We start from the raw sequence: 19,421 nt of genomic DNA, 5'->3' as shown, positions 1-19,421 counted from the left end.
TAATTAGTATCGCTTAACGGCGAAAGGATGGTTGATTGATTTAATGAATATGCGTATTGAACAGTTAGTTGCCTATATGGATCGGCAGGCAATCGATGCAGTACTGATTACGATGCCGAAGCATGTGTATTATTTGACCGGGTTTGCGAGTGACCCGCATGAGCGTTTTCTTGGGCTGCTTATTCCACGTGGATCCGAACCCTTGCTAATTGTACCAGCTCTCGACTTTGAAGCGGCACAAGCCGCATCGTCCGTGAAGGAGATCCATACTCACACAGACACGGATAACCCTTATCAAGTTCTCAGCAAGCTTATGCCGGAGGGCATCCGGACGCTCGGACTGGAGAAGGACTATATGACTGTCAGCCGGTTCGAGGCTATTAGCCAAGCGGTCGGTGCTGCTCACTATGCAGATATCGACGAGCCGCTGCGCGAGATGCGTGTCATTAAGACTCCAGACGAAGTGCTGCGTATGAAGCATGCGGTGCGGATTATCGAGGATGTGCTGCGTGCCGGCATCGCGCAAGTGAAGCCTGGCGTTACAGAGATTGAGCTAGTGGCCGAGCTGGAGTACCAGATGAAGAAGCTCGGTGCGAGCGGACCTTCTTTCTCGACAATGGTGCTGGCAGGAGAGAAATCTGCTATGCCGCATGGCGTTCCTGGCTCACGGGCCATCCGTGAAGGGGAGCTGCTCTTGTTCGACCTCGGCGTCTATGCGGACGGATATGCATCGGATATTACACGAACGTTCGCGGTAGGCGATATTTCGGAAGAACAAACAAAAATTTATCAGACGGTGCTGCAAGCGAACCTGCAAGCCATTGAGGCGACTCGCCCCGGTGCTACCCTGGCCAGCCTGGACCACGCGGCGCGCGAACACATCACTAGCGCCGGCTATGGGCCCTATTTCATGCACCGGCTCGGACACGGCCTTGGCATGGATGTGCACGAATATCCATCCGTGCACGGACAGAACCAGGAGCTGCTACGCAGCGGCATGGTCTTCACCATCGAGCCGGGCATCTACGTACCGGGCGTTGGCGGCGTACGAATCGAGGATGATGTGCTGGTCACGGATAGTGGCGTCGAAGTGCTTACGTCGTTCCCGAAGGAACTAACCGTTATCGGGTAACGGTTTTCACGACTATTTTTAATATTTTCATAAAAGAGGCGCTCTCTCGGTCATTAGATGACTTGGGATCGCCTCTTTTTTTATGAAGGCGAATCGAATAGCGGGAAAAACTCCATTTATTTCAAGCAAATCCCGAAAAACAACTGCAATAACTGGAAAAACTCCTGTTAATTAGCTCACTCAACCCTGATTCCAAGCTCCATCGTCCGCATTAACAGGAGAAATTCCATGTATTCATGCCTGAAGCTGTGTTACTCACGATTTAGCGGTAGTTTTTCCAGTTAGCATGAGCACACCCCTCTTTGGAGCCCAACGACTCGTACTAAAAATATGAAAAACCCCCTTCCAAACCTTCTCTTTATTGCCTTTAAAACTTTATGTAAAGTAGCTTTAGACGCGTAACAGAATGTTAATGTTTTTCATTTTGGACAAGGGAAAGGAGCTCTCAGAATGCTTGGGATATTCGGAATATCGGGTCTTTCTTTTTTGCTTGTGGCATTATTTACTCCACTGCTCATATGGGTGCTTCGCACACTGAAACTTACGCAACCAATCCGCGCCCAACTCCCCCCCGACCATCAAGCCAAGCGCGGGACACCGCTGATGGCTGGCCTTATTTTACTTATAGGCATTGCAACGTCCTTGCAATTTCACCCTGCACCATTGATGCTTTTTTTGTGCGCTTCATTTCTTTTATTCAGTTCCGTTGGTTTTATCGATGATTTCAAAAAGGCAGCATATCAAGATCCATCGGGCATTTCGGGACGGACAAAATTAGTGTTTCAATTCGCATTTGCCGGAATTCTGCTCATCGTATTGTTCCATTCATTTAAACTAACGAGCGATATCTCTTTGTTCAGTGGTTATCAGCTTCATTTGCCAGTTTATGCGTACATAATTATCATGTTATTTTTTGTGGTTGGATCGGCTAATGCTATCAATTTTACAGATGGTCTTGACGGGCTATTAATTAATGTTGCCATTCCCACTTACTTTTTCTTTTTTCTAATCTCGAATAAGCAAGAAGTACAACTATTTTCACTCGTCATGATTAGCTGCCTGCTCGGATTATTCTTCTATAACATTTACCCTGCCAAAGCATTTATGGGCGATACCGGATCGCTTGCCATTGGAGGTTCACTCTCTATCTTAGCGATTATTGAGAAGGTAGAGATATTAATTCCGATCCTATTTTCCGTTTATCTGGCTGAGCAATTCTCAGTTATTTTACAAGTCTGGTACTATAAACGCACGAAATTGCGACTCTTCAAAATGGCACCAATTCATTATCATTTCAGTTTAAAATATGGCTGGAGCGAGAATAAGATTGTCATGATCTTCGGTTTTATTTCTTGGGTATCTGCTCTTATGTGTTGGCTTATTTGGAAATATGTTCTCTAGCTGAAAGGTCTATGAGACTAGCTATTCGATCCCAATACGTGTATGGCAGATCTGAAATATTTCCCAACCTTTTCCAACTCATTCATTACGTAATTTATTTTCACTTCATCTTTAAACCAGTTATCTTTGGAAGTTCCTGTTTTGTCTATGACTGGGCTTACATAAAAAACAGTTTCTCTTGGAAAAACGAACTGATACGTTAAAAGCGCTCTACGAGCGTGATAATTTTTACAGGCTAAAACAACGCGTCTGGGGCAAATCCCTTGTTGTTGTAATACTTCCAGTGATAAACGTGCATTTTCAAAAGTATTCGTCGCTTTATCTTCTTTTAAAATTGACTCCGAAGGTACTCCTAATGACATTCCAACTTTTCTCAGATAGTCCCATTCCGTTGTTTCAACATGCGGAGTAGAGCCACCTGAAGGTAGTATAAATGGGGCGATGCCTTGATGATATAACATGGAAGCTCTTTCCATTAGTTGAGGATGGCTAGCCCCTGGAATTAAAATAACATCTGATTGGGCAAGTTCCGTTTCGAAAAACATAAAATCGCTAATACAGTCGAATGGAAAAGGCATAAAACCCCCCTGATTATGAAATTCTTTATGGTCGAATTCAAACATCTTCATCAACACTCCGTATAGGCAATCTCTTAGCGCGATTGAGAAGTTCTAAAACAAGTTCTGATTTGTGATCTGAATAGGCCAATAGCGTGCGGAAGCCTTTCTGGTAAGCTTCTAGCTTATGTTCGGAGTACTGCCGAGCTTCATTATGGTTATTACGCAGATAGTCCCTCAAGATCAGATTATCACGCCATAACTCTGACTTATATTGAGTTATGGCTATATTAAAGGAACGGCTACCGCGCTTACGAAGATAGATTCGACAAGGAACCCCGGCAGTTCCAAGATTCTCATATCCTAAATCTTCTAATCCTTGAGCTTGTGATGTCGGGATGTGCGGGAAATTAGAGATGCCAACGAGTATGTCAACTATAGGTTTGGCTGCCAGGCCAGGAACAGATGTGCTGCCAAAATGTTCAATGGGAACATCAGGACCAAAAACGGAAGACAACGAAGAAACTTCTTCTGTATACCATCGAAGCCAGTCAGAATCATAATTGCAAATGGTTATCTCTTCATCCACACCCAATTTTTTCTCCTCCCCACCATGTGAAATCATTCAAAATGTCCTTCTTCTAATTCAACAATCTCTAAATAACTAAACAATTCTTTCACTTTGTCTGCTAGTGCCCTTACACCAAAGATTTCTGTAAAGGTATGACTTCCAACAATTAAGTTCAATCCAATAAACTGTGCGTATTGCACGGAATACAAAGTCTTTTCACCCGTTATATAAACATCACACCCTGCATGAAAAGCATCACGAATATTTACTGTTGAGTTACCTGCTCCAGTGATGATACCAACTCGCTTTATCAGGTTCTCCGAGTTTTTCCACGACTTTATATCTTCATTTAATGCCATGCTTATTCTTTCACTAAATTCTTCAAAAGTTAGAGGAACCATCAATTCTCCGATTCCTGGGAGACTCCCACCTTCATGATGAGTGGAATTTTGGATAAGATGGCTTACTCCTAGTGCTTTAAATAGTGAATTACATGTACCAAATTCCGCATAATCAAGAGGCAAATGAACAAAGAAATGATTAATCCCAAATTCCTTGAGAAGAGAGTGACATTGCTCTTTCATCCCAAAAACGAAATCCCATGCATCGTGATGTGTAATGATTAAATCCACTTTATTTTTCGCAGCTTGTTTGACAATTTGGGGAGAGATATTTGTAGAGTATCCAACTCGAGTCATTACTTTTGGACCATATTCGTAAAAAGCAAATTCTTCACCTTCTTCAAATTGTGTGATCAGATCACCAAAGGTTAATTCAATTGCCTTTTTAAACTGCGTACTTTCCACTTCAAGCCCCCCTTAATTTCCTTTATTTAACTGTATTCTTTTGGGTAGCCTGTTTTCCTCTTTATGAATGGCAAAAAATCGACCCCATGCACCTAAGTGAGGGTCGATTGATAATCATAGTATTTTTTCGAGTTCAATCTCGTCATGAATCGGTATATCGTAATAACCCACTTTGGGGATAGTTGGCTTCACCTTCCTTGCCTCGTCAACTGCGTTTTGATGGATGGCAATTATTCGATACCCACACCGTTGAAAAAATCTTAACGCATCCACATTATCATTTGTTGTTATGATCCAAATACGATTTCTCCCTAATTGTTTTACCGTCTCTTCCACTTTGGAAATCAACTTACTTCCTACGCGTATGCCTTGTAAAGTCGAATTTATAGTTACCAACTCACAATCATGTAATCCTAGTCGATAGGTAACTTCTCCAACACGAACATCACCTACCCAGGCGATGAAGGCATCCAAGTCCTGAACATGATGAGTCTTGCCCTTAGATATTACAGTATCGCCGCCCCACAGCAACCACTGTTCTTTCAGCCATACCACGTCGCTTGCACTCATAGGAGAAAGAATTCTGATATCACCATTTCCACCCATTTTTATCACCTCATTTAATATATTAAAAAAGAGACTAATTATGAACTATGATTCAACAGTCCTCCCCGTTACTCCAATGAAAAAAGGAGCCGCCGCAAGGCAAGCTCCTTAACTATCGTATTGCGTAAACAATACGTTAATACATAATTTTCAAGTATCTGATCCTTCCTATAGAGAAAAAAGATCAAGTTGCTCCACGGGATTAGAATCTGCTTTTATTGAAACTTCATCTCGATTAATAACGTTTTCGGGGAAGGAATTAGAAACGATGTTTTCTTCGAATTCCTCTTCAAGTCGGGTACCATAATGCAATAATAGGATGCCTTGAGAACATTGACTACAAGTGTATGGAAGCCCTCTCTTCAATGACAGTGCTATAGATATCCGTAATTCGATGCTATATTCGTTTGCTTGAGCGCAGTGGCCGCAGATTATTTCTTTCAGAAGTAGACAACTCCTCAGATATTTTATTGGTATCTAACTAGTAAGCAAATTGATTATATCATCTGGCATTGCCTTGCGTCATTTCTATATTATTGAAGTGGGTTAGGCCGATTCGGAATCATCACCACAACTTACGAAACATTTATTAGTAGAATATACTAGATGATTGAAAATTCGATCCAAAAGGAGACCGACGTCATGTGGAGAAAAGCAACTCTCATCGCGGCAAGCGCTGCAATCCCGTTCGTGCTGTTGACCTCCAGCGCTAGCGCATCGGAATATGCGGATACGCTGACGCAACCGGCAGATGGCATTTATATCCCAAAGACACTTACATTCCTGGAAAACATGCCTTACTATGTCATTCCGAACACGCTCAAAAACGACCCAGAAGGCACTTTCGCCCCGCAAACGGTCAACGTTATCGAAGCGGAGTCGCATTGGTCGGGGGCATATAATTGGTGGAAAATACATACCGATGTCGGCGACCGCTGGGTCAAGACCGCTCCTTGGCAAATTGAAGTGCCTCCGCCCCAAACGATTCACTTGATGACGGAAACGTCGCTCTACGCCAGCCCCTCGGAGGCCGCTAGACCTACGGCCTCGCTATCGCCGCAGGACGTTACGGTCGTCGGTGCAGAGAAGAACTGGTACCGACCAGCGGAACCAAACTACAATCCGATGCACTGGCTCAAAATTCACACAACCTGGCTCGGGGATCAATGGATCCACCTGCATCTCGATGAAATTGGCATCTATACAGAGATGAACAATTTGGCGTTTTATCCAGGCGTTAACTATCAGAATTCGCCTTTTCTACACGTCATTACGGAGCCGAGCGATGGACTGCTTACGAACATATTCGTTCGGCAAACCGGCCAGTTTCGCTCTCTGCTCGGCAGCACTTACAGCTTCGAAACGGAGCATGGTACGAAGTGGGCATACGGCCCTGGCATGCTGGTTCAGGCAAGCCAGCAGACGATCAAGCGGACGAAGCCTTACGCCTTGTTCAAGTATCCTTCTGCCTATTCAGATATCGTCTCGGAACTTCCACCCGGCAATTTGAACGTTATTGAAACGACGGTGAATGACGATGGCTTCATGACCCATGAAAACTGGTACCATGTGCAGAACGATCAAGCAGAGGGCTGGTTCAGCCCGTCTTATTCCGAACCGGAAGAAACGTCCGACGATACAGAATCTATCGTGCTACATAATGGAACAACGCTCATTATGCGTTTTCCCAACAGCGGGATTCCACTGAAAAACGGGCAAATTGGTCCGCAAACTTTGCAGCCACTTGCTGCTTGGAGCGCTCCGGACGGGACGCGTTGGTACAAAATCAACTCCTTCGTCGGCGAAGGGTGGGTGCAGATTCTACCCTTAGAAGACAATATCACCCTGAAGGGCCGCGAGAACGATGCTCAGATTCGCTCGGCAGTGCGGTATCAAGGCGCCTTTTATCACAATGATGCAGGCATTTTTACATTCGGCACCGACACCATCGGTCATCTGCAGAATGGCGAGCCTCAGCTCAGCGCGGACTTCTTGGCGAAACAATACCAGTTCAAGCTGACCGGTCCTGATGCGAACGGCTGGTGGTCGTTCATGCACACAGCAGGGTACGGTTTCCAGATCAAGGCTGGGGAGCAAACGGCGAAGACGTTCTGGCAAGGCACACTGATCAGCGAAGTAAATCTCGCTGCAGCGCCAGCGCCGGCATCGGATGCGAAGCTCCCTCCGCTGCTCGGCTTAGCGGAAGTCCGCCAGCTCTTCGGCGCTTCCACGATTTATAACGACAAAGTCGCTTTTGGCGAGAAGCATATTGTACTAAGCTCCCGTGAATATGAGATTGCCGGTTTCACCTTGCCTGCGGCGGTCGACGGCAATCGCTTGCTGCTCTCGGGCTTGATGTACGAGAACACCTATATGGAAGCAGGAACGCAGTCCGCCGAAATGACGATCCTCGTGAAACGGCGCGATGCCGCTGCAGGCGATCCGGCAGAAGCCTACCAAGCGGCAGTAAAGCGCCTTTATGGGCTCGGTATGAATGTAGACGTCTTTGACGTGACGCTGGACGTCCCTCTACAACCGGGAAGCAATCCCCTGTCGGTTGAAATCAAAGTTGGAGAGCGTATCGTTTATAAGAAAGACTGGGAGGTAACGGCTCCCGCTGCCAAGTAAAACATTTCGGGGTTTTTGGGAGGAAATTTTTACATTAACTGGAATTAATACCGCTAAATCGTCCATTCAAACAGCTGCAGACATAAATAAATGGAATTTCTCCTGTTAATGCAGACGATTGAGCTTCGAAACAGGGTAAAGGAGCGAAATAACAGGAGTTTTTCCAGTTATTGGGTTAAAGTGGCGGAAACCTCTAGATTTAAAGGGAGTTTCTCCCGCTATTTGATTCCGCTCCATAAATAAGAGGCTGTCCCAAGTCATCCAATGACCGAGGGATCGCCTCTTTTTCGAATCTTTTGGGATCGCCTCTTCTATAGATCTTTAATCCTGTGTAATAGGCTTTTCTGGTACCCACACGATGCCGCTATAAGTTGAAATATGATACCAAGCGATCCCCTGCGGAGAAATCCACTTCTCAAAAGAGAGAGCTTCCTGATCGTTGAAAGTGCCCGCACCATGGAGGATCTCCCCCGCCAACGGAAAATAGTAAGTTATTGTGTCTGGGGTTAATTTTACTAATTCTTTTGCTTCCGTAATACCCTGTGGTCTTTCAAGTGGCGCTCTATCCAGATTAACCACTTTCCATCCGAATGGAGTTTGCACACGCGCCCACCCGTTGTTTATTTTGTCTGCCACATAGGATCCTGGCTGCAGCCAGTTTTGCAGACTACGGCTTGCATCTCCATCGATGTCGAAATATCGCGTGGCGGTTCGAAGGGTAATTTTTTCGTTAGCTAAATTAAACGCCATCAACGGCCCGCTCTCATTTTCAGAGATAGGAAATGCCCTTACCCACTTTAGCGTTCCGTCATCTGTTTGTATCTTATACCACACATCATTCTGAATTGGCACTGCGTAAAAACAATAAGCAACAGCTTGAACTACTCCTTGCTTCGCTTGAATACCTTTTCCAGCAATCTCATGTGGATAATCGTAAAGAGTCTCGCTCCCTGTCAGCTTTATAATCCTGTCACTTGGTATCTCTATCTTCTGGTAGTCTTCGGGAATAAACGGATTTTCTATCCACTTTTCTCCTTCTTCGGTGGAAATGCGATACCATTTGGGTGCTTCAAACATGGATCTTGCCGTATGAGCTCCTTTATACAAATCCTGATACTTAGCTGTTACATGAACCTTTTGCGGCGTTATTGTCTCTACGGGCGGAGTATCCTTTGTATAAATGCCAGCATTAGGCTGATCATACAGCTTCATGTCTTCAACGATTGTAATCACCCGATCAGTCTCCCAGTAGCCGCCAGCCGTAATTTTGTCGTCATCTTTGATCCATTTGTCTCCCATCCAAGTTTTAATTTGTATGTATTCTATGTCTCCAGTTTTAGCCAAACACTTCGAATCTTGAAAGCCACAAGCTATTTCCACCATTTGCATACCAGAAATCGAGCCAACGATTGAATTTGGTTTTCTATAGTCGTCAAGTAATTGCGTATCCGCAAGGATAACTAACTGTCTATTTGCCATTACATCGATTGTAGCCATTGCTTGTTTGCCCATAAAACATAGTCCACTAAAAAATAAAGACACCACTAATAGGCTCATAACAACTTTTCTCATTCGCAAACCCCCATCATCCAAATATTTCCTTTTAAGAATAGACGGTCGGATATGCAAAAAGTTACTCGCTGTATTTTGAAGGTTTTGTTAAGACGGCGCCAGTATGACGAGCCCTTGAGTATGTGCGTTTTCGCCCCCATACCCATTGACCTACTTTAATAGTGACTTTAAGATCACTTCCGCTGGCACAAGCCTATTTTCACCTAGGAGAATCGACTTATTTGAAATAAAATTTTTATTTCCCATAAATTTAATGATAAATTATTCCACATTTTATTATTTGTATTAAAAGAATTCAGAACCTACAATAGCTTTACCATAAGCAGAAGGCGGTGAAGTTGAAGTACTACTGCTCAACAGCATGATTCGATGCTGCTACTCTTTCATTCCAACAATAGGAGGTTTTACTCATGTTATCTGTCATTAAATCCGCATTTACTAACAACTATGTCTCAGCTGAAGATCAAGGTGCTAGTCCACTAATTGCCAATCGAACGACGGCCAAGGGTTGGGAAACCTTTGATATCATTAATAACTCAGATGGTACGATCTCTTTCCTATCCTCTGCCAATAACAAATACGTTACGGCTGATTTGAATGAAAATACGAAACTGATTGCAAGAGCAACAACGATTCAAGCTTGGGAGAAATTCAAAAAAGTTGATAGAGGCAATGGAAAGATCGCCTTACAAGCCGTAGCTAACAATCTTTACGTATGCGCTGATATGAACCTGGATGGTGTTCTTTATGCGAATAGGCCCTCTGCATCGGGCTGGGAAGAATTCGTGATTTCTGCTGGGCAAAATCAGAATCCAGTCACACCTCCCCCGCAGCCTTCTAACGGATTCGTAGTAACTGAGCAGCAATTCAACCAAATTTTCGCCGGTCGTAACCATTTCTACACCTATGCCGGATTAGTTGCTGCTACTAGCGCTTACCCTGCTTTCTCCAAAACAGGCGGCCATACAATTGAACGTCAAGAAGCAGCCGCTTTCCTTGCCAACATCCATCATGAGACAGGCGGTCTGTATCATATCGTGGAGGCTAACAAGGCCAACTATAATCACTATTTCGACTATAACAGCAAATATAAAGTCGTTCCTGGCAAGCAATATTATGGTCGTGGTCCACTGCAACTCAGCTGGAATTATAACTACGGAGCTGCTGGTGAGGCACTTGGCCTTCCACTACTTTCGAATCCAGATTTAGTTGCTCAAGACCCAGCCGTTGCGATGAAAACAGCTCTCTGGTTCTGGAACACACAGACAGGTGCTGGCTCTATGACATGTCATAATGCCATGGTTCAATCTAAAGGATTCGGCGAAACCATCCGTACCATTAACGGTGCACTGGAGTGCAATCGTGGAGGCGGGGGCGCAGTGCCTAACCGAGTTGAGCAATACAAGAAAATTTGCACCATTCTTGGTGTTAGTCCAGGCAACCAACTTTCTTGCTAAAACGTTTGATAATTTGAACTCCTATTCACGTTATCCTATTACATCTTGCATTGAAGGCAAGAGAAAGCGGTACTACAATGGCTCAAACATGGCGCAGCTCACTATATCCAGATAATTGGACATTAGGGTATACAGATACCCAAGGAAACTTTCTTCAAGATTTTTCTTATGCAGGTTATTGGAGAGGCGAAAAGCAGATTCCATTAACGCCGCCAGGCTCCGTCTATAATGTCGTTACGCAATATGGAGCAGACGCGAGTGGTAAAGCAGATTCGACGGTAGCCATCCAAAATGCGATCAATGCGGCTGGTGCTGCTGGAGGCGGTGTCGTTTATTTACCCGCAGGTACATACCGTGTTCACCCCCAAGGAACGAGTTCGAGTGCTTTGTGGATTAATAATAACAATGTTGTACTGCGGGGTGCTGGTAAAACCGCAACATTCATTTACAATGACACACCGAATATGCGGGAAAAATCCGTCATTCGCGTAGCGCCAGCCCATTCCGCTGACTGGCATACGCCGACAAATGCCCCAACGTCGATCCGAGGCGACGTAAACCCTCTGGCAACCGTTATTCCTGTAGGCAGTGTCAGTGGATACAGCGCGAATGATTTTATCGTACTGCATTCTGATGCTACAGATGCGTTTATCGCTGAACATGGGATGGCAGGAAAATGGAACACCGGGGCTGTAAAAGGACCTTCTTTTTACCGTAAAATCACGGCAATTGACCCTGCAGCCAATACGCTGACGGTCGATATTCCAATTCGTTATTCGTTGAAGGCACGGGACAAGGCACGGGTATATAAAGTAGGAGAAATGCTGTCGGAAATCGGAATTGAGCAATTATCCATCGGTATGAAGCAGCATACAGGCTCTAGCTGGGGAGATCTGGATTACAAGAAGCCTGGAACTGCCGCCTATGAAGTACACGGCTCGAAAGCGATTGGTTTATCAAATGTCAAAAATAGTTGGATTGATCAGGTAGATAGCTTCAAACCTTCGTCCAACACAAGTGATTTGCATTTACTGTCTCATGGTATTGTTTTGTATCAGTCCCGCACGATAACGGTTCAGAACACGCATTTGCAGAAACCGCAGTATAGAGGAGAAGGCGGGAATGGGTATCTCTACTTAATGCAGGGCGAAGATAACCTGGTACAGCATGCTACGGCTTCCTTAGGAAGACATAGCTTTACGTTCCAATACATGTGGACAAGCGGTAATGTCATTCACAATAGTACGTCGAACCAACCGCGTCTAGCAACAGATTTTCATATGTATTTAAGCATGGCGAATCTACTCGACAATATGACTATGAATGGCGATTTTATTGAAGCCGTTTATCGGCCTTATGGAACCGTGGAGCATGGTTGGACCACATCGCAATCCGTCATTTGGAATACGAACGGAGTCGCATACGCCCCTGGGCAGTCGGCAATCGTTAAATCCAAACAATTCGGTCGTGGCTATGTGATTGGCACCCGTGGTGCAGCTAGTGGTGTAGAGTACAATGTACCGTCTACGGAGCGTTCAGCGCCACAGGACTTGGTCGAGGGCGTTGGAACTGGAGGAGATCTGACTCCACAGTCGCTATATTTGGATCAAAAGCAAAAGAGAAGCGGTGGCGTGCCCCCTGTTATCTATACGCCGATTCCTGGCAAAATTGAAGCTGAGCAATACAGTGCAATGAGTGGTGTGCAGCTTGAGAACACCAAGGCTGTCGGCGGTGGGTTGAATGTCGGATGGATCGACGCAGGCGATTGGATGGACTACGCTGTGAATGTAGCTGCTGCTGGGAATTATAAAGTAGAGCTAAATGTGGCGAGTCAAGTTGATACGGGATCTATCCAGCTGAAAATAGGAGATACGGTGTTAAGCACTATTTCCGTGCCTAATACTGGCGGATGGCAAGAATGGAAAACTGTGAGTGGCGAAGTAAATCTTAGTGCAGGCCAGAACAAGTTACGTTTACACGCTGCAGGGCCGGGATTCAACTTAAATTGGATGCAATTTACGAATCAACAGCCTGTAAATGGCCAGCCTACTCCCCAAAAACCGGCAAATCTGATCAAGAATTCGGGATTTGAAACGGGGAATTTAGAGGGTTGGACGGAGTGGCATAGCGGTGCTGAATCAGCGTGTAAAGTCGATGCTGACAAACCGCACACAGGCAGCAATAAGCTGACTCATTGGTTAGCTGGAGCCTATCAACAACTTACGTCTCAATCACTGACCGTTCCAAACGGCGTTTATTCCGTCAGCGTATGGGCTAGATCGGGCGGCGGACATAAAGCACTACATCTATTCGCGAAAAATTATGGCGCAGCGGAAGTTCAAGCCGTTATCGGAAGCAATCCCGTCGTTAATTATACGAAATACACAATAGATAACGTCAAGGTAACTAATGGCCGGATTGAGATTGGTGTCTGGAGCGACGCGAATGCGGGCAACTGGGCAGCGTTCGATGATTTTGAGTTGTTAATAAAATAAATCGCAAAACTCGGTACGTTTTAGTCTGAGAAAAATGAAACAGCCAGTCGCCAAAGATATCGGCGACTGGCTATTTCATTTTTCTATCCACTTTAATTTTCAGTAATAGATCAGCTGTATCCTCATTTATCATCTTTGTTACGTCATTTGTATCCTGATAATCATATGTTCGAAAAGAATTCACTGCCTGTCGGTAAACGCCTAAAACTTTCGTTTCCCCCTCTTCTAATCCCTCTACTTCATCACCAATTGCATAGGACCAGCTGGTTGCCCCTACACCTTTTGAATTTAATATGTTTTTAATTGCATGCGGGGGAATGGAAGCCCCAGTAGAATACAAAAAGAGTGAAAAATCCTCCATTTGGGGATTAATTATACCTAACCCCATTGGACCTTCTGAGACAGAGGTAGGGTTTAACCCATAAGAAAGTTCAATCAACCGGAAAGGCTCGGTTTTTTCACCATTTTCATAACCTTCTACCCAAAGCGTTACCCAACTTTTATCGGCTTCTGTTAATCTCAAATTGAAATCATATATAATTCCGAGGTGCAGATCAGTAAATGTCTTTGCGTACTGTGAATGTTTTGTTGTTGAAATGTAAGCTATCTTCTTTGCATTTTTAGTTTCGTTGTCACAACCACTGAGTATAAATAAAATTGAAAACATCATAATGACCAAGTATAAAATGGTTCGATAATTTTTCAATATCATCGCCTCCAATGCTTTGAGAGTACCAATATACAAACGGTTACATTTATCAGACTCTCCTCCCTAAAGAAAGTTTCTCCTTTTTACCCAAATAACGGAAACAAAAAAAAGACCAAGAAGTAATAATCTTCTTGGCCCTTTATTGTGAAATAGAAAACAAGCATGCGCTGTTGACTCCGCTTATGACCTTGCAGCAAGATAGGCGGCTACCTCTGCCAACCGAGAAGCATAACCCCATTCATTGTCATACCAGGTAGCGACGGATAATAGTTCACCTTGTACTTGCGTTAAAGGCAAGTCGATAATCGAGGAATGTGGATCAGCCACAATACGAGATGACGCCCATTCCCCTTCCAAAACATCAAGAACGCCTTTTAACTCACCTTCTCTTGCGGCTTCCCGAAACATATCGTTAATCTCTTGAACCGTGCAGCGTTTCTCCGTGATCAGATTAAGTTCCGCAATGCTTCCGGTACGGGTCGGAATACGGTAGGCTTTGCCTGTAATTTGCAGGTCACTCCAGATGAATTTCAAAGCTTTGGCTGCACCTGAGGACGACGGAATGATGTTCTCGGCAGCTGCCCATGAATCCCGGCGATCCTTCATCGGCTGATCCGTTAACGATTGCGTATTCGTATAGGAGTGCACGGTGGAGAATAGACCGTATTGAATGCCATAGTTTTCTCTGACTAACTTGACTACCGGTGCAAGCGCATTGGTTGTGCAGCTCGCCATGCTAATAATTTTATGCTTTTCTGGATCGAAGCTATCTAAGTTAATTCCTTTAAGTAAGACTGCGTCGCAGTCTTCTAAAGTTTTGCTCGGCCCGCTGACAAGCACTCTTTTGGCGCCTCGCTCCAAGTGCATCTCCGCTATCGATCGTGTAACGGCGCGCCCCGTACAATCAATGACCAAGTCAACGCCTAACTCACCCCAATTTGGCAATTGGCTGGCCGAATTTAAATATCGAATCTCCCGGTCCCCTATTACAATTGAGCCTTCCTGGCCCGATACTTTCTCATGCCAACGTTTGTAGTTTGTATCCACTTCAAAAAGTGCAGCAAGCGTACCTTCGTCTTTAATATCTGAGATGGAAAATGGGACAAACAAATTTTGTAGTAATCCCGCCCGAAGGAGCTGTCTTCCGATACGTCCAAATCCAAAAAGCGCAATTTTACCCATAATAGCCTCCAAATAAATTAGATTTGTTAATCATTACTGCTTATTCAGCCACTGTACCTGGTCAATCCATTGCATAAATTGTTGAACATAACGCTGCAAATATTTGCGGGTCGTTTCATCTGTGAGCTTACGAGTATTTGAATCAATCTTATCCATGACTTGAGAAATATACATTTTTTGAGCTGGCATAACGTGTGAGAGCGTGGCATCCAACGTCTGCCTGATCTGCTGCTGTGAAAGAATCGTTCCTTTAGCGCCAGGTGTTGCGCCTATCACACCTGCAGGCTTATGAATTAAGACAGCCGTTTTGGTTGGTGTCGATGCCCAATCCAGCGCATTTTTCAATACACCCGGTATTCCTGAGTTGTACTCTGGGCTAACAATGATGATACCATCTGTCTTTTGAATCACCTCGCGATAATGCCTAACTGAATCTGGCCCATCACCATGATCCAAATCCGCATTATACAAGGGAAGATTAGCAATCGATACGTATTCATATTCTGCCGTATCTACAAGTTCTGGAATCGTATTCGCAATCATTTGATTAAACGAATTTTCTCTCAAACTTCCTACAATAATCCCTATTCTTTTTGACATTAGCCACCTCCAGAATTCATTCTCCTATAATCATACAATAGTTTCCATTTTTGAGTAGGATAACTTTCAAGTAGGATACCCACGGTAGTCATCGTGAAAACTATCTTAAATTTAAGATAATTGATTTTGAGATAATTGTCAATAACTACTTCTCGATAGCGATGACAACTATCTGCAATTCAAGTGTCAGTTTCATGCAAAAAGTTCATATGGATCCAGATGTTTCGTTATCCTGTCTAGCTCTGAGGAGGGGAACCAGTCATTTTCTAACGCGGAGCCGAATTTAATCGTATGTATGACAGAATTCGAGGACAAGAAGATGTTATGATGAACTAATGGTTTAATTGTTACACTCTCTCCTTCCCTTAATAAGCATATCTGCAATTTAGTATCTATTTTTTCTGCATACACGATCCATCCTGATTGAACAACATATAATTCTGATACCGTCTTATGGTAATGGCTATTTTGCCATGCGCCATTCTCTGCTGCTACGGTTCTACAATACGAACTTCCATCCGCTGAACAATTTAATCTGAATCTACGCTCCCCATTATTCATAAGGTCATACTTATTCTCAATACCAAAAAGAGAACGTGCTTCTTCTTCAGAGATTCGTTGCATGATATACCTCCTGTTTGCTATTTCTCGGATTTTATTTTAGTTTTGAACAAATTCAGCGGATACAATCGTTTTATTCCATTCCACATGTACTGTGTATGAGCCAGGTTCCAAATTCGAAAATGTCTTTCTATCTGTATAGTCCTGACCAGGCTCCAAATCTAAGTAATCTTTTATTGGAACCGTACCTACGTCTACTTCTTTATTGTCTTTTAACAACTTATATCTTGCTCCGCCAATAACAGTCACCTTTTTTTCACTTTGATTTTTAAAAGTATACGTTATTTTAGTATCGATGCCTAAGCTTTCTACCTTAATGGAACCGACCAAATCAGATTGACTAAGATTACGTTCTTGCTCCGTATTTGACTTTGTACAGCCTGCAAAAATCAAGAACATTACTAAAACTATCATTATGTTTCTGTTATTTATTTTCGTCATACCTATCACCTTGCCTAGTCAGAACGTTTTCATCTATCCAAGAACGTAATTTTTCAGCATAAAAAGGGCGTTCATCTGGATCGGACTGAGAGCCCTTCGTTTGATAAAGTTGATCGTTCGCATATCTAGGGTAAACATGCAGGTGATAATGCCACACGTCTTGGTTGCCTGCAGGCTCATTATGTTGCCGCGTAGAAATTCCGTCGCACCCATATGTACTTTTCATTGCAAACGCTGTAAGCTGAGCTGCGCGGTGAATTTCAGCGGCGTAATCTGCCGGGAGTTCAAAAATGTTCTCAAAATGTTGATTAGGAACAACAAGAACATGCCCTTTATTGTTTGGCCACCATTTGCTCGCTATGAATGCTGTTACATAGTTATTTTGATAGATGATGTCCCTTTGTTTTGTTCCCTGATTAGGTCGCTCCCTATCCGAAACAACACGACAAAATGGACATTCATATCCTTCGGGCTTATGTGAAAATGAAGCTGTCATTCTTCTCACTCAACTCTCTTTATGGTTTCTTGTCAGCCAATCCTCAAGAGCTCTTTACGAAATCAGATGCTTTATTTTTCCTTAGCCAATCTACCATAAATTCAAAAAGTTCAATTGAGTAGGTATGTTCCTGCACCTGAGAAGGAAGAGATTCGTGTATCTGCTTCACATTCTCATCAATTGAAACTGATTCAATAAAACACACTAAGTTTGGAATGAATGCATTTAAAGCTTTAAAGTAATGCTTCTGAGGTTCAATAAATCCTAAATTCAGTTCGAATCCTCCCCGTCTTCTAGTAAGGTCATTTGCTTTGCGTCTTCGCAGCTCCGCTTCGCTTGTGCTCAATATGTAGTATTTATCTGGAAATCCGATTTTCTTTGCAAGAAATTGCTTTCGATAGAAATCTGCAACAAAATCTAGGGATTGACCTCCAAAAAGGGTAAAATCGAAAGCCCAGTTATACCAGAAGGGTTGGAACAGATCAATATCAATGACTATAAAATCATAGTCTCTCATTTTTTCTCGTGCTATTTCCCAACGATTAACCTGCCGTTCGAAAAACCATTCAGGATAAACATGGTCAGGGCGTTTCCACCATGTATTAACTTCTGGAATATGAAAACCATTATACTTGGAGGTAAGCAAGCTTGATGTACTCGTTTTGCCAGCTGCACTTGCACCTTCAATACTGATAACTTTCATTTCGTTGTTCCTCCTTTAGCTGCTTATGGAATTTTCACCAGCACCTGTTCATTTTACGCTCCAATAACTGGAAGGTTGTGCTTCAATTAGGATATACAATTCTTATGCTAAATCTTTTTCAATCATACAAAAAAACCACCCCGTTTAAGTAACTCTAGCTTTGCTAGAACTGGGTGGTTTTAATCTTATATCTAGTGACAGATCTTGCTTCATTCCTGTTCTTCCTTGAGAAGTTGATCCACTGGCAGCCTTTCCTACTAGTGCGCCGCCCCTTCAATTTCCATTGGTTCCTCATCATTTGACCTATAGTAATACCAGAACAACGCCACTGCAACAAGGCAGATGAAGGAGCAGACCAAAAACCCTGAACGGATACCGAACCAGCCAGCGTACAGTCCGCCTAACAGCGAACCTGCCGTCTTACTGATGGCGTTCATTGTCAATGAATTCATCATTTGGCCGCTTGCTTTCAACTCTTTGGGCACATGTGTATTCACGTACTCCGCGAGACATAAGTAAAATAGCATGAACGTCCCGCCATGCAGTACCCACGTCGCCAAATAAACGGCTGGATTTAGCGATCCGCTGAACAACAACCACCGAACGGCAAGGATAATCCCCGAGCAAAGCAAGATTTTAAAGATCCCGAACCTCCGATAGAGTGGTTGAAAAAACAGCATGAACGGAAACTGGCTGACAGACCCTAAGCTTACCCCAAGGCCGATTAGCGCTGTGCTCAGTCCCTCCTCCTTACTGTAGACGGCTTGAAACGTAGTAAAAAAGCCCAGCGTACAGTTTACAACCAGCGTGTATAAATAGATCATAACTAATTTTCTGCTAGTGAACAGCTGCTTCAGTTCTACCTTCGCCTTGTTCTGATGACCTTCCACCTTAGGGATACCCCATGCCAGCAGGAAGGCAATGAATACTAGCCCTGAGAACAACGGGAACATATAATTCAGATTGCGGTCCAGCAGCCAGCCGGCAATAACTGCCATCAAGGCATAACCCACGGATCCTGCTGTACGGATGCGTGAGAAGTTCATTCCCTGCTTGCGGGAAATCTCCAACGTGATCGTGTCGCCGAGTGGGTTGATCACACACTGGACGGCCCCGAACACAATTGTGCACATAAATAGCAACCAGAAATGATTGCCTGCCGCCGGAAGCGCCCAAACGAGGATAGAAGTCAGCAGTAGGGCTATGAGCAGCAGCCGGTTTTTCGATGCTGCTCTGTCGGCAGCCAATCCCCAGCGTGGCTGAGCGATCATCGCGGTGATCGCTCCTGCCGTCGAGAGCAGACCAATCTGGAAATGATCAAGCCGCATGTTGTTGTAATAGATCGGTATATAGTTACTGAAGGCGCCTAACGCCATAAATACCAGCGAGTAATACATGGACATGTACACATATGTTGATCTTCCAGCCATCACATTGTTCTCCT

Annotated in this window: 18 protein-coding genes; 5 read left to right on the top strand and 13 right to left on the bottom strand. The window is 44.0% G+C overall.

The window, feature by feature from the left end; genetic code table 11:
* Nucleotides 1-43: 43 nt before the first annotated feature.
* Both GQF01_RS13190 and mraY read left to right on the top strand, forming a co-directional pair.
* A complete protein-coding gene (locus tag GQF01_RS13190; RefSeq protein ID WP_161407230.1) occupies nt 44-1,132 on the top strand; it encodes a M24 family metallopeptidase in 1,089 nt (362 codons plus the stop codon).
* A gap of 450 nt (nt 1,133-1,582) precedes the next feature.
* Entirely contained in the window at nt 1,583-2,533 is a 951-nt protein-coding gene (gene mraY, locus GQF01_RS13185) for a phospho-N-acetylmuramoyl-pentapeptide-transferase (RefSeq protein WP_161407229.1), read from the top strand.
* Nucleotides 2,534-2,550: 17 nt separating this feature from the next.
* Here mraY and GQF01_RS13180 read toward each other — a convergent pair whose 3' ends face one another.
* The 4 genes from GQF01_RS13180 to GQF01_RS13165 form a co-directional block, all read right to left on the bottom strand.
* Nucleotides 2,551-3,111 (bottom strand): YdcF family protein, encoded by a 561-nt coding sequence (locus tag GQF01_RS13180; RefSeq protein ID WP_161407429.1) that lies wholly within the window; start codon nt 3,109-3,111, stop codon nt 2,551-2,553.
* A 37-nt stretch (nt 3,112-3,148) separates the two neighbouring features.
* Nucleotides 3,149-3,715: a GrpB family protein gene (locus tag GQF01_RS13175; RefSeq protein WP_161407228.1), complete on the bottom strand. Its 567-nt coding sequence runs from the start codon at nt 3,713-3,715 to the stop codon at nt 3,149-3,151.
* Nucleotides 3,712-4,467, bottom strand: coding sequence for a Nif3-like dinuclear metal center hexameric protein (locus GQF01_RS13170; RefSeq protein WP_161407227.1), 756 nt, complete (start codon nt 4,465-4,467; stop codon nt 3,712-3,714). Before GQF01_RS13170 ends, GQF01_RS13175 begins: the two co-directional genes overlap by 4 nt.
* A gap of 114 nt (nt 4,468-4,581) precedes the next feature.
* A complete protein-coding gene (locus tag GQF01_RS13165) occupies nt 4,582-5,073 on the bottom strand; it encodes a GNAT family N-acetyltransferase (RefSeq protein ID WP_161407226.1) in 492 nt (163 codons plus the stop codon).
* 642 nt (nt 5,074-5,715) lie between these two features.
* Here GQF01_RS13165 and GQF01_RS13160 point away from each other — a divergent pair.
* Entirely contained in the window at nt 5,716-7,701 is a 1,986-nt protein-coding gene (locus tag GQF01_RS13160) for a hypothetical protein (RefSeq protein ID WP_161407225.1), read from the top strand.
* A gap of 321 nt (nt 7,702-8,022) precedes the next feature.
* On the opposite strand, the gene GQF01_RS13155 is transcribed toward GQF01_RS13160, so the two are convergent.
* Entirely contained in the window at nt 8,023-9,273 is a 1,251-nt protein-coding gene (locus GQF01_RS13155) for a hypothetical protein (protein ID WP_161407224.1), read from the bottom strand.
* Nucleotides 9,274-9,683: 410 nt separating this feature from the next.
* On the opposite strand from GQF01_RS13155, the gene GQF01_RS13150 reads away from it, so the two are divergent.
* Together GQF01_RS13150 and GQF01_RS13145 are read left to right on the top strand one after the other, a co-directional pair.
* Entirely contained in the window at nt 9,684-10,730 is a 1,047-nt protein-coding gene (locus GQF01_RS13150) for a glycoside hydrolase family 19 protein (RefSeq protein ID WP_161407223.1), read from the top strand.
* Between the two features lie 77 nt (nt 10,731-10,807).
* The gene (locus GQF01_RS13145) at nt 10,808-13,225 is read left to right on the top strand and encodes a carbohydrate-binding protein (RefSeq protein ID WP_161407222.1); all 2,418 of its coding nucleotides are present in this window, start codon (nt 10,808-10,810) and stop codon (nt 13,223-13,225) included.
* Between the two features lie 70 nt (nt 13,226-13,295).
* Here GQF01_RS13145 and GQF01_RS13140 read toward each other — a convergent pair whose 3' ends face one another.
* From GQF01_RS13140 to GQF01_RS13105, 8 genes are all read right to left on the bottom strand, one after another.
* Entirely contained in the window at nt 13,296-13,931 is a 636-nt protein-coding gene (locus GQF01_RS13140; RefSeq protein WP_161407221.1) for a hypothetical protein, read from the bottom strand.
* Nucleotides 13,932-14,114: 183 nt separating this feature from the next.
* A complete protein-coding gene (locus GQF01_RS13135; RefSeq protein ID WP_161407220.1) occupies nt 14,115-15,116 on the bottom strand; it encodes a type I glyceraldehyde-3-phosphate dehydrogenase in 1,002 nt (333 codons plus the stop codon).
* 33 nt (nt 15,117-15,149) lie between these two features.
* Nucleotides 15,150-15,716: an NADPH-dependent FMN reductase gene (locus GQF01_RS13130; protein ID WP_161407219.1), complete on the bottom strand. Its 567-nt coding sequence runs from the start codon at nt 15,714-15,716 to the stop codon at nt 15,150-15,152.
* 192 nt (nt 15,717-15,908) lie between these two features.
* Complete coding sequence (locus GQF01_RS13125) at nt 15,909-16,340, bottom strand: hypothetical protein (RefSeq protein ID WP_161407218.1); 432 nt, start codon at nt 16,338-16,340, stop codon at nt 15,909-15,911.
* A 36-nt stretch (nt 16,341-16,376) separates the two neighbouring features.
* Entirely contained in the window at nt 16,377-16,778 is a 402-nt protein-coding gene (locus GQF01_RS13120) for a hypothetical protein (protein WP_202556324.1), read from the bottom strand.
* Nucleotides 16,762-17,274, bottom strand: coding sequence for an HIT family protein (locus GQF01_RS13115; protein ID WP_161407216.1), 513 nt, complete (start codon nt 17,272-17,274; stop codon nt 16,762-16,764). Before GQF01_RS13115 ends, GQF01_RS13120 begins: the two co-directional genes overlap by 17 nt.
* A gap of 43 nt (nt 17,275-17,317) precedes the next feature.
* Nucleotides 17,318-17,977 (bottom strand): ATP-binding protein, encoded by a 660-nt coding sequence (locus tag GQF01_RS13110; protein WP_161407215.1) that lies wholly within the window; start codon nt 17,975-17,977, stop codon nt 17,318-17,320.
* Between the two features lie 257 nt (nt 17,978-18,234).
* Nucleotides 18,235-19,407 carry an MFS transporter gene (locus GQF01_RS13105; protein WP_161407214.1) on the bottom strand — a complete coding sequence of 391 codons (1,173 nt, stop codon included), beginning with the start codon at nt 19,405-19,407 and terminating at the stop codon, nt 18,235-18,237.
* Nucleotides 19,408-19,421: the final 14 nt, after the last annotated feature.

It is taken from the genome of Paenibacillus silvestris, assembly GCF_009882985.1.
GTDB classification, from domain to species: domain Bacteria; phylum Bacillota; class Bacilli; order Paenibacillales; family NBRC-103111; genus Paenibacillus_E; species Paenibacillus_E silvestris.
The sequence above is the reverse complement of the archived record's forward strand: the minus strand, read 5'-3'. Positions and strand labels throughout refer to the sequence as shown.

Excerpts from the sequence above, each read along its gene's own strand:
- GQF01_RS13190 (WP_161407230.1), top strand. The coding sequence starts at position 44 with ATGAATATGCGTATTGAACAGTTAGTTGCCTATATGGATCGGCAGGCA.
- mraY (WP_161407229.1), top strand. The coding sequence starts at position 1,583 with ATGCTTGGGATATTCGGAATATCGGGTCTTTCTTTTTTGCTTGTGGCA.
- GQF01_RS13180 (WP_161407429.1), bottom strand. The coding sequence starts at position 3,111 with ATGCCTTTTCCATTCGACTGTATTAGCGATTTTATGTTTTTCGAAACG.
- GQF01_RS13175 (WP_161407228.1), bottom strand. The coding sequence starts at position 3,715 with ATGATTTCACATGGTGGGGAGGAGAAAAAATTGGGTGTGGATGAAGAG.
- GQF01_RS13165 (WP_161407226.1), bottom strand. The coding sequence starts at position 5,073 with ATGGGTGGAAATGGTGATATCAGAATTCTTTCTCCTATGAGTGCAAGC.
- GQF01_RS13160 (WP_161407225.1), top strand. The coding sequence starts at position 5,716 with ATGTGGAGAAAAGCAACTCTCATCGCGGCAAGCGCTGCAATCCCGTTC.
- GQF01_RS13155 (WP_161407224.1), bottom strand. The coding sequence starts at position 9,273 with ATGAGAAAAGTTGTTATGAGCCTATTAGTGGTGTCTTTATTTTTTAGT.
- GQF01_RS13150 (WP_161407223.1), top strand. The coding sequence starts at position 9,684 with ATGTTATCTGTCATTAAATCCGCATTTACTAACAACTATGTCTCAGCT.
- GQF01_RS13145 (WP_161407222.1), top strand. The coding sequence starts at position 10,808 with ATGGCTCAAACATGGCGCAGCTCACTATATCCAGATAATTGGACATTA.
- GQF01_RS13135 (WP_161407220.1), bottom strand. The coding sequence starts at position 15,116 with ATGGGTAAAATTGCGCTTTTTGGATTTGGACGTATCGGAAGACAGCTC.
- GQF01_RS13130 (WP_161407219.1), bottom strand. The coding sequence starts at position 15,716 with ATGTCAAAAAGAATAGGGATTATTGTAGGAAGTTTGAGAGAAAATTCG.
- GQF01_RS13125 (WP_161407218.1), bottom strand. The coding sequence starts at position 16,340 with ATGCAACGAATCTCTGAAGAAGAAGCACGTTCTCTTTTTGGTATTGAG.
- GQF01_RS13120 (WP_202556324.1), bottom strand. The coding sequence starts at position 16,778 with ATGACGAAAATAAATAACAGAAACATAATGATAGTTTTAGTAATGTTC.
- GQF01_RS13115 (WP_161407216.1), bottom strand. The coding sequence starts at position 17,274 with ATGACAGCTTCATTTTCACATAAGCCCGAAGGATATGAATGTCCATTT.
- GQF01_RS13110 (WP_161407215.1), bottom strand. The coding sequence starts at position 17,977 with ATGAAAGTTATCAGTATTGAAGGTGCAAGTGCAGCTGGCAAAACGAGT.
- GQF01_RS13105 (WP_161407214.1), bottom strand. The coding sequence starts at position 19,407 with ATGGCTGGAAGATCAACATATGTGTACATGTCCATGTATTACTCGCTG.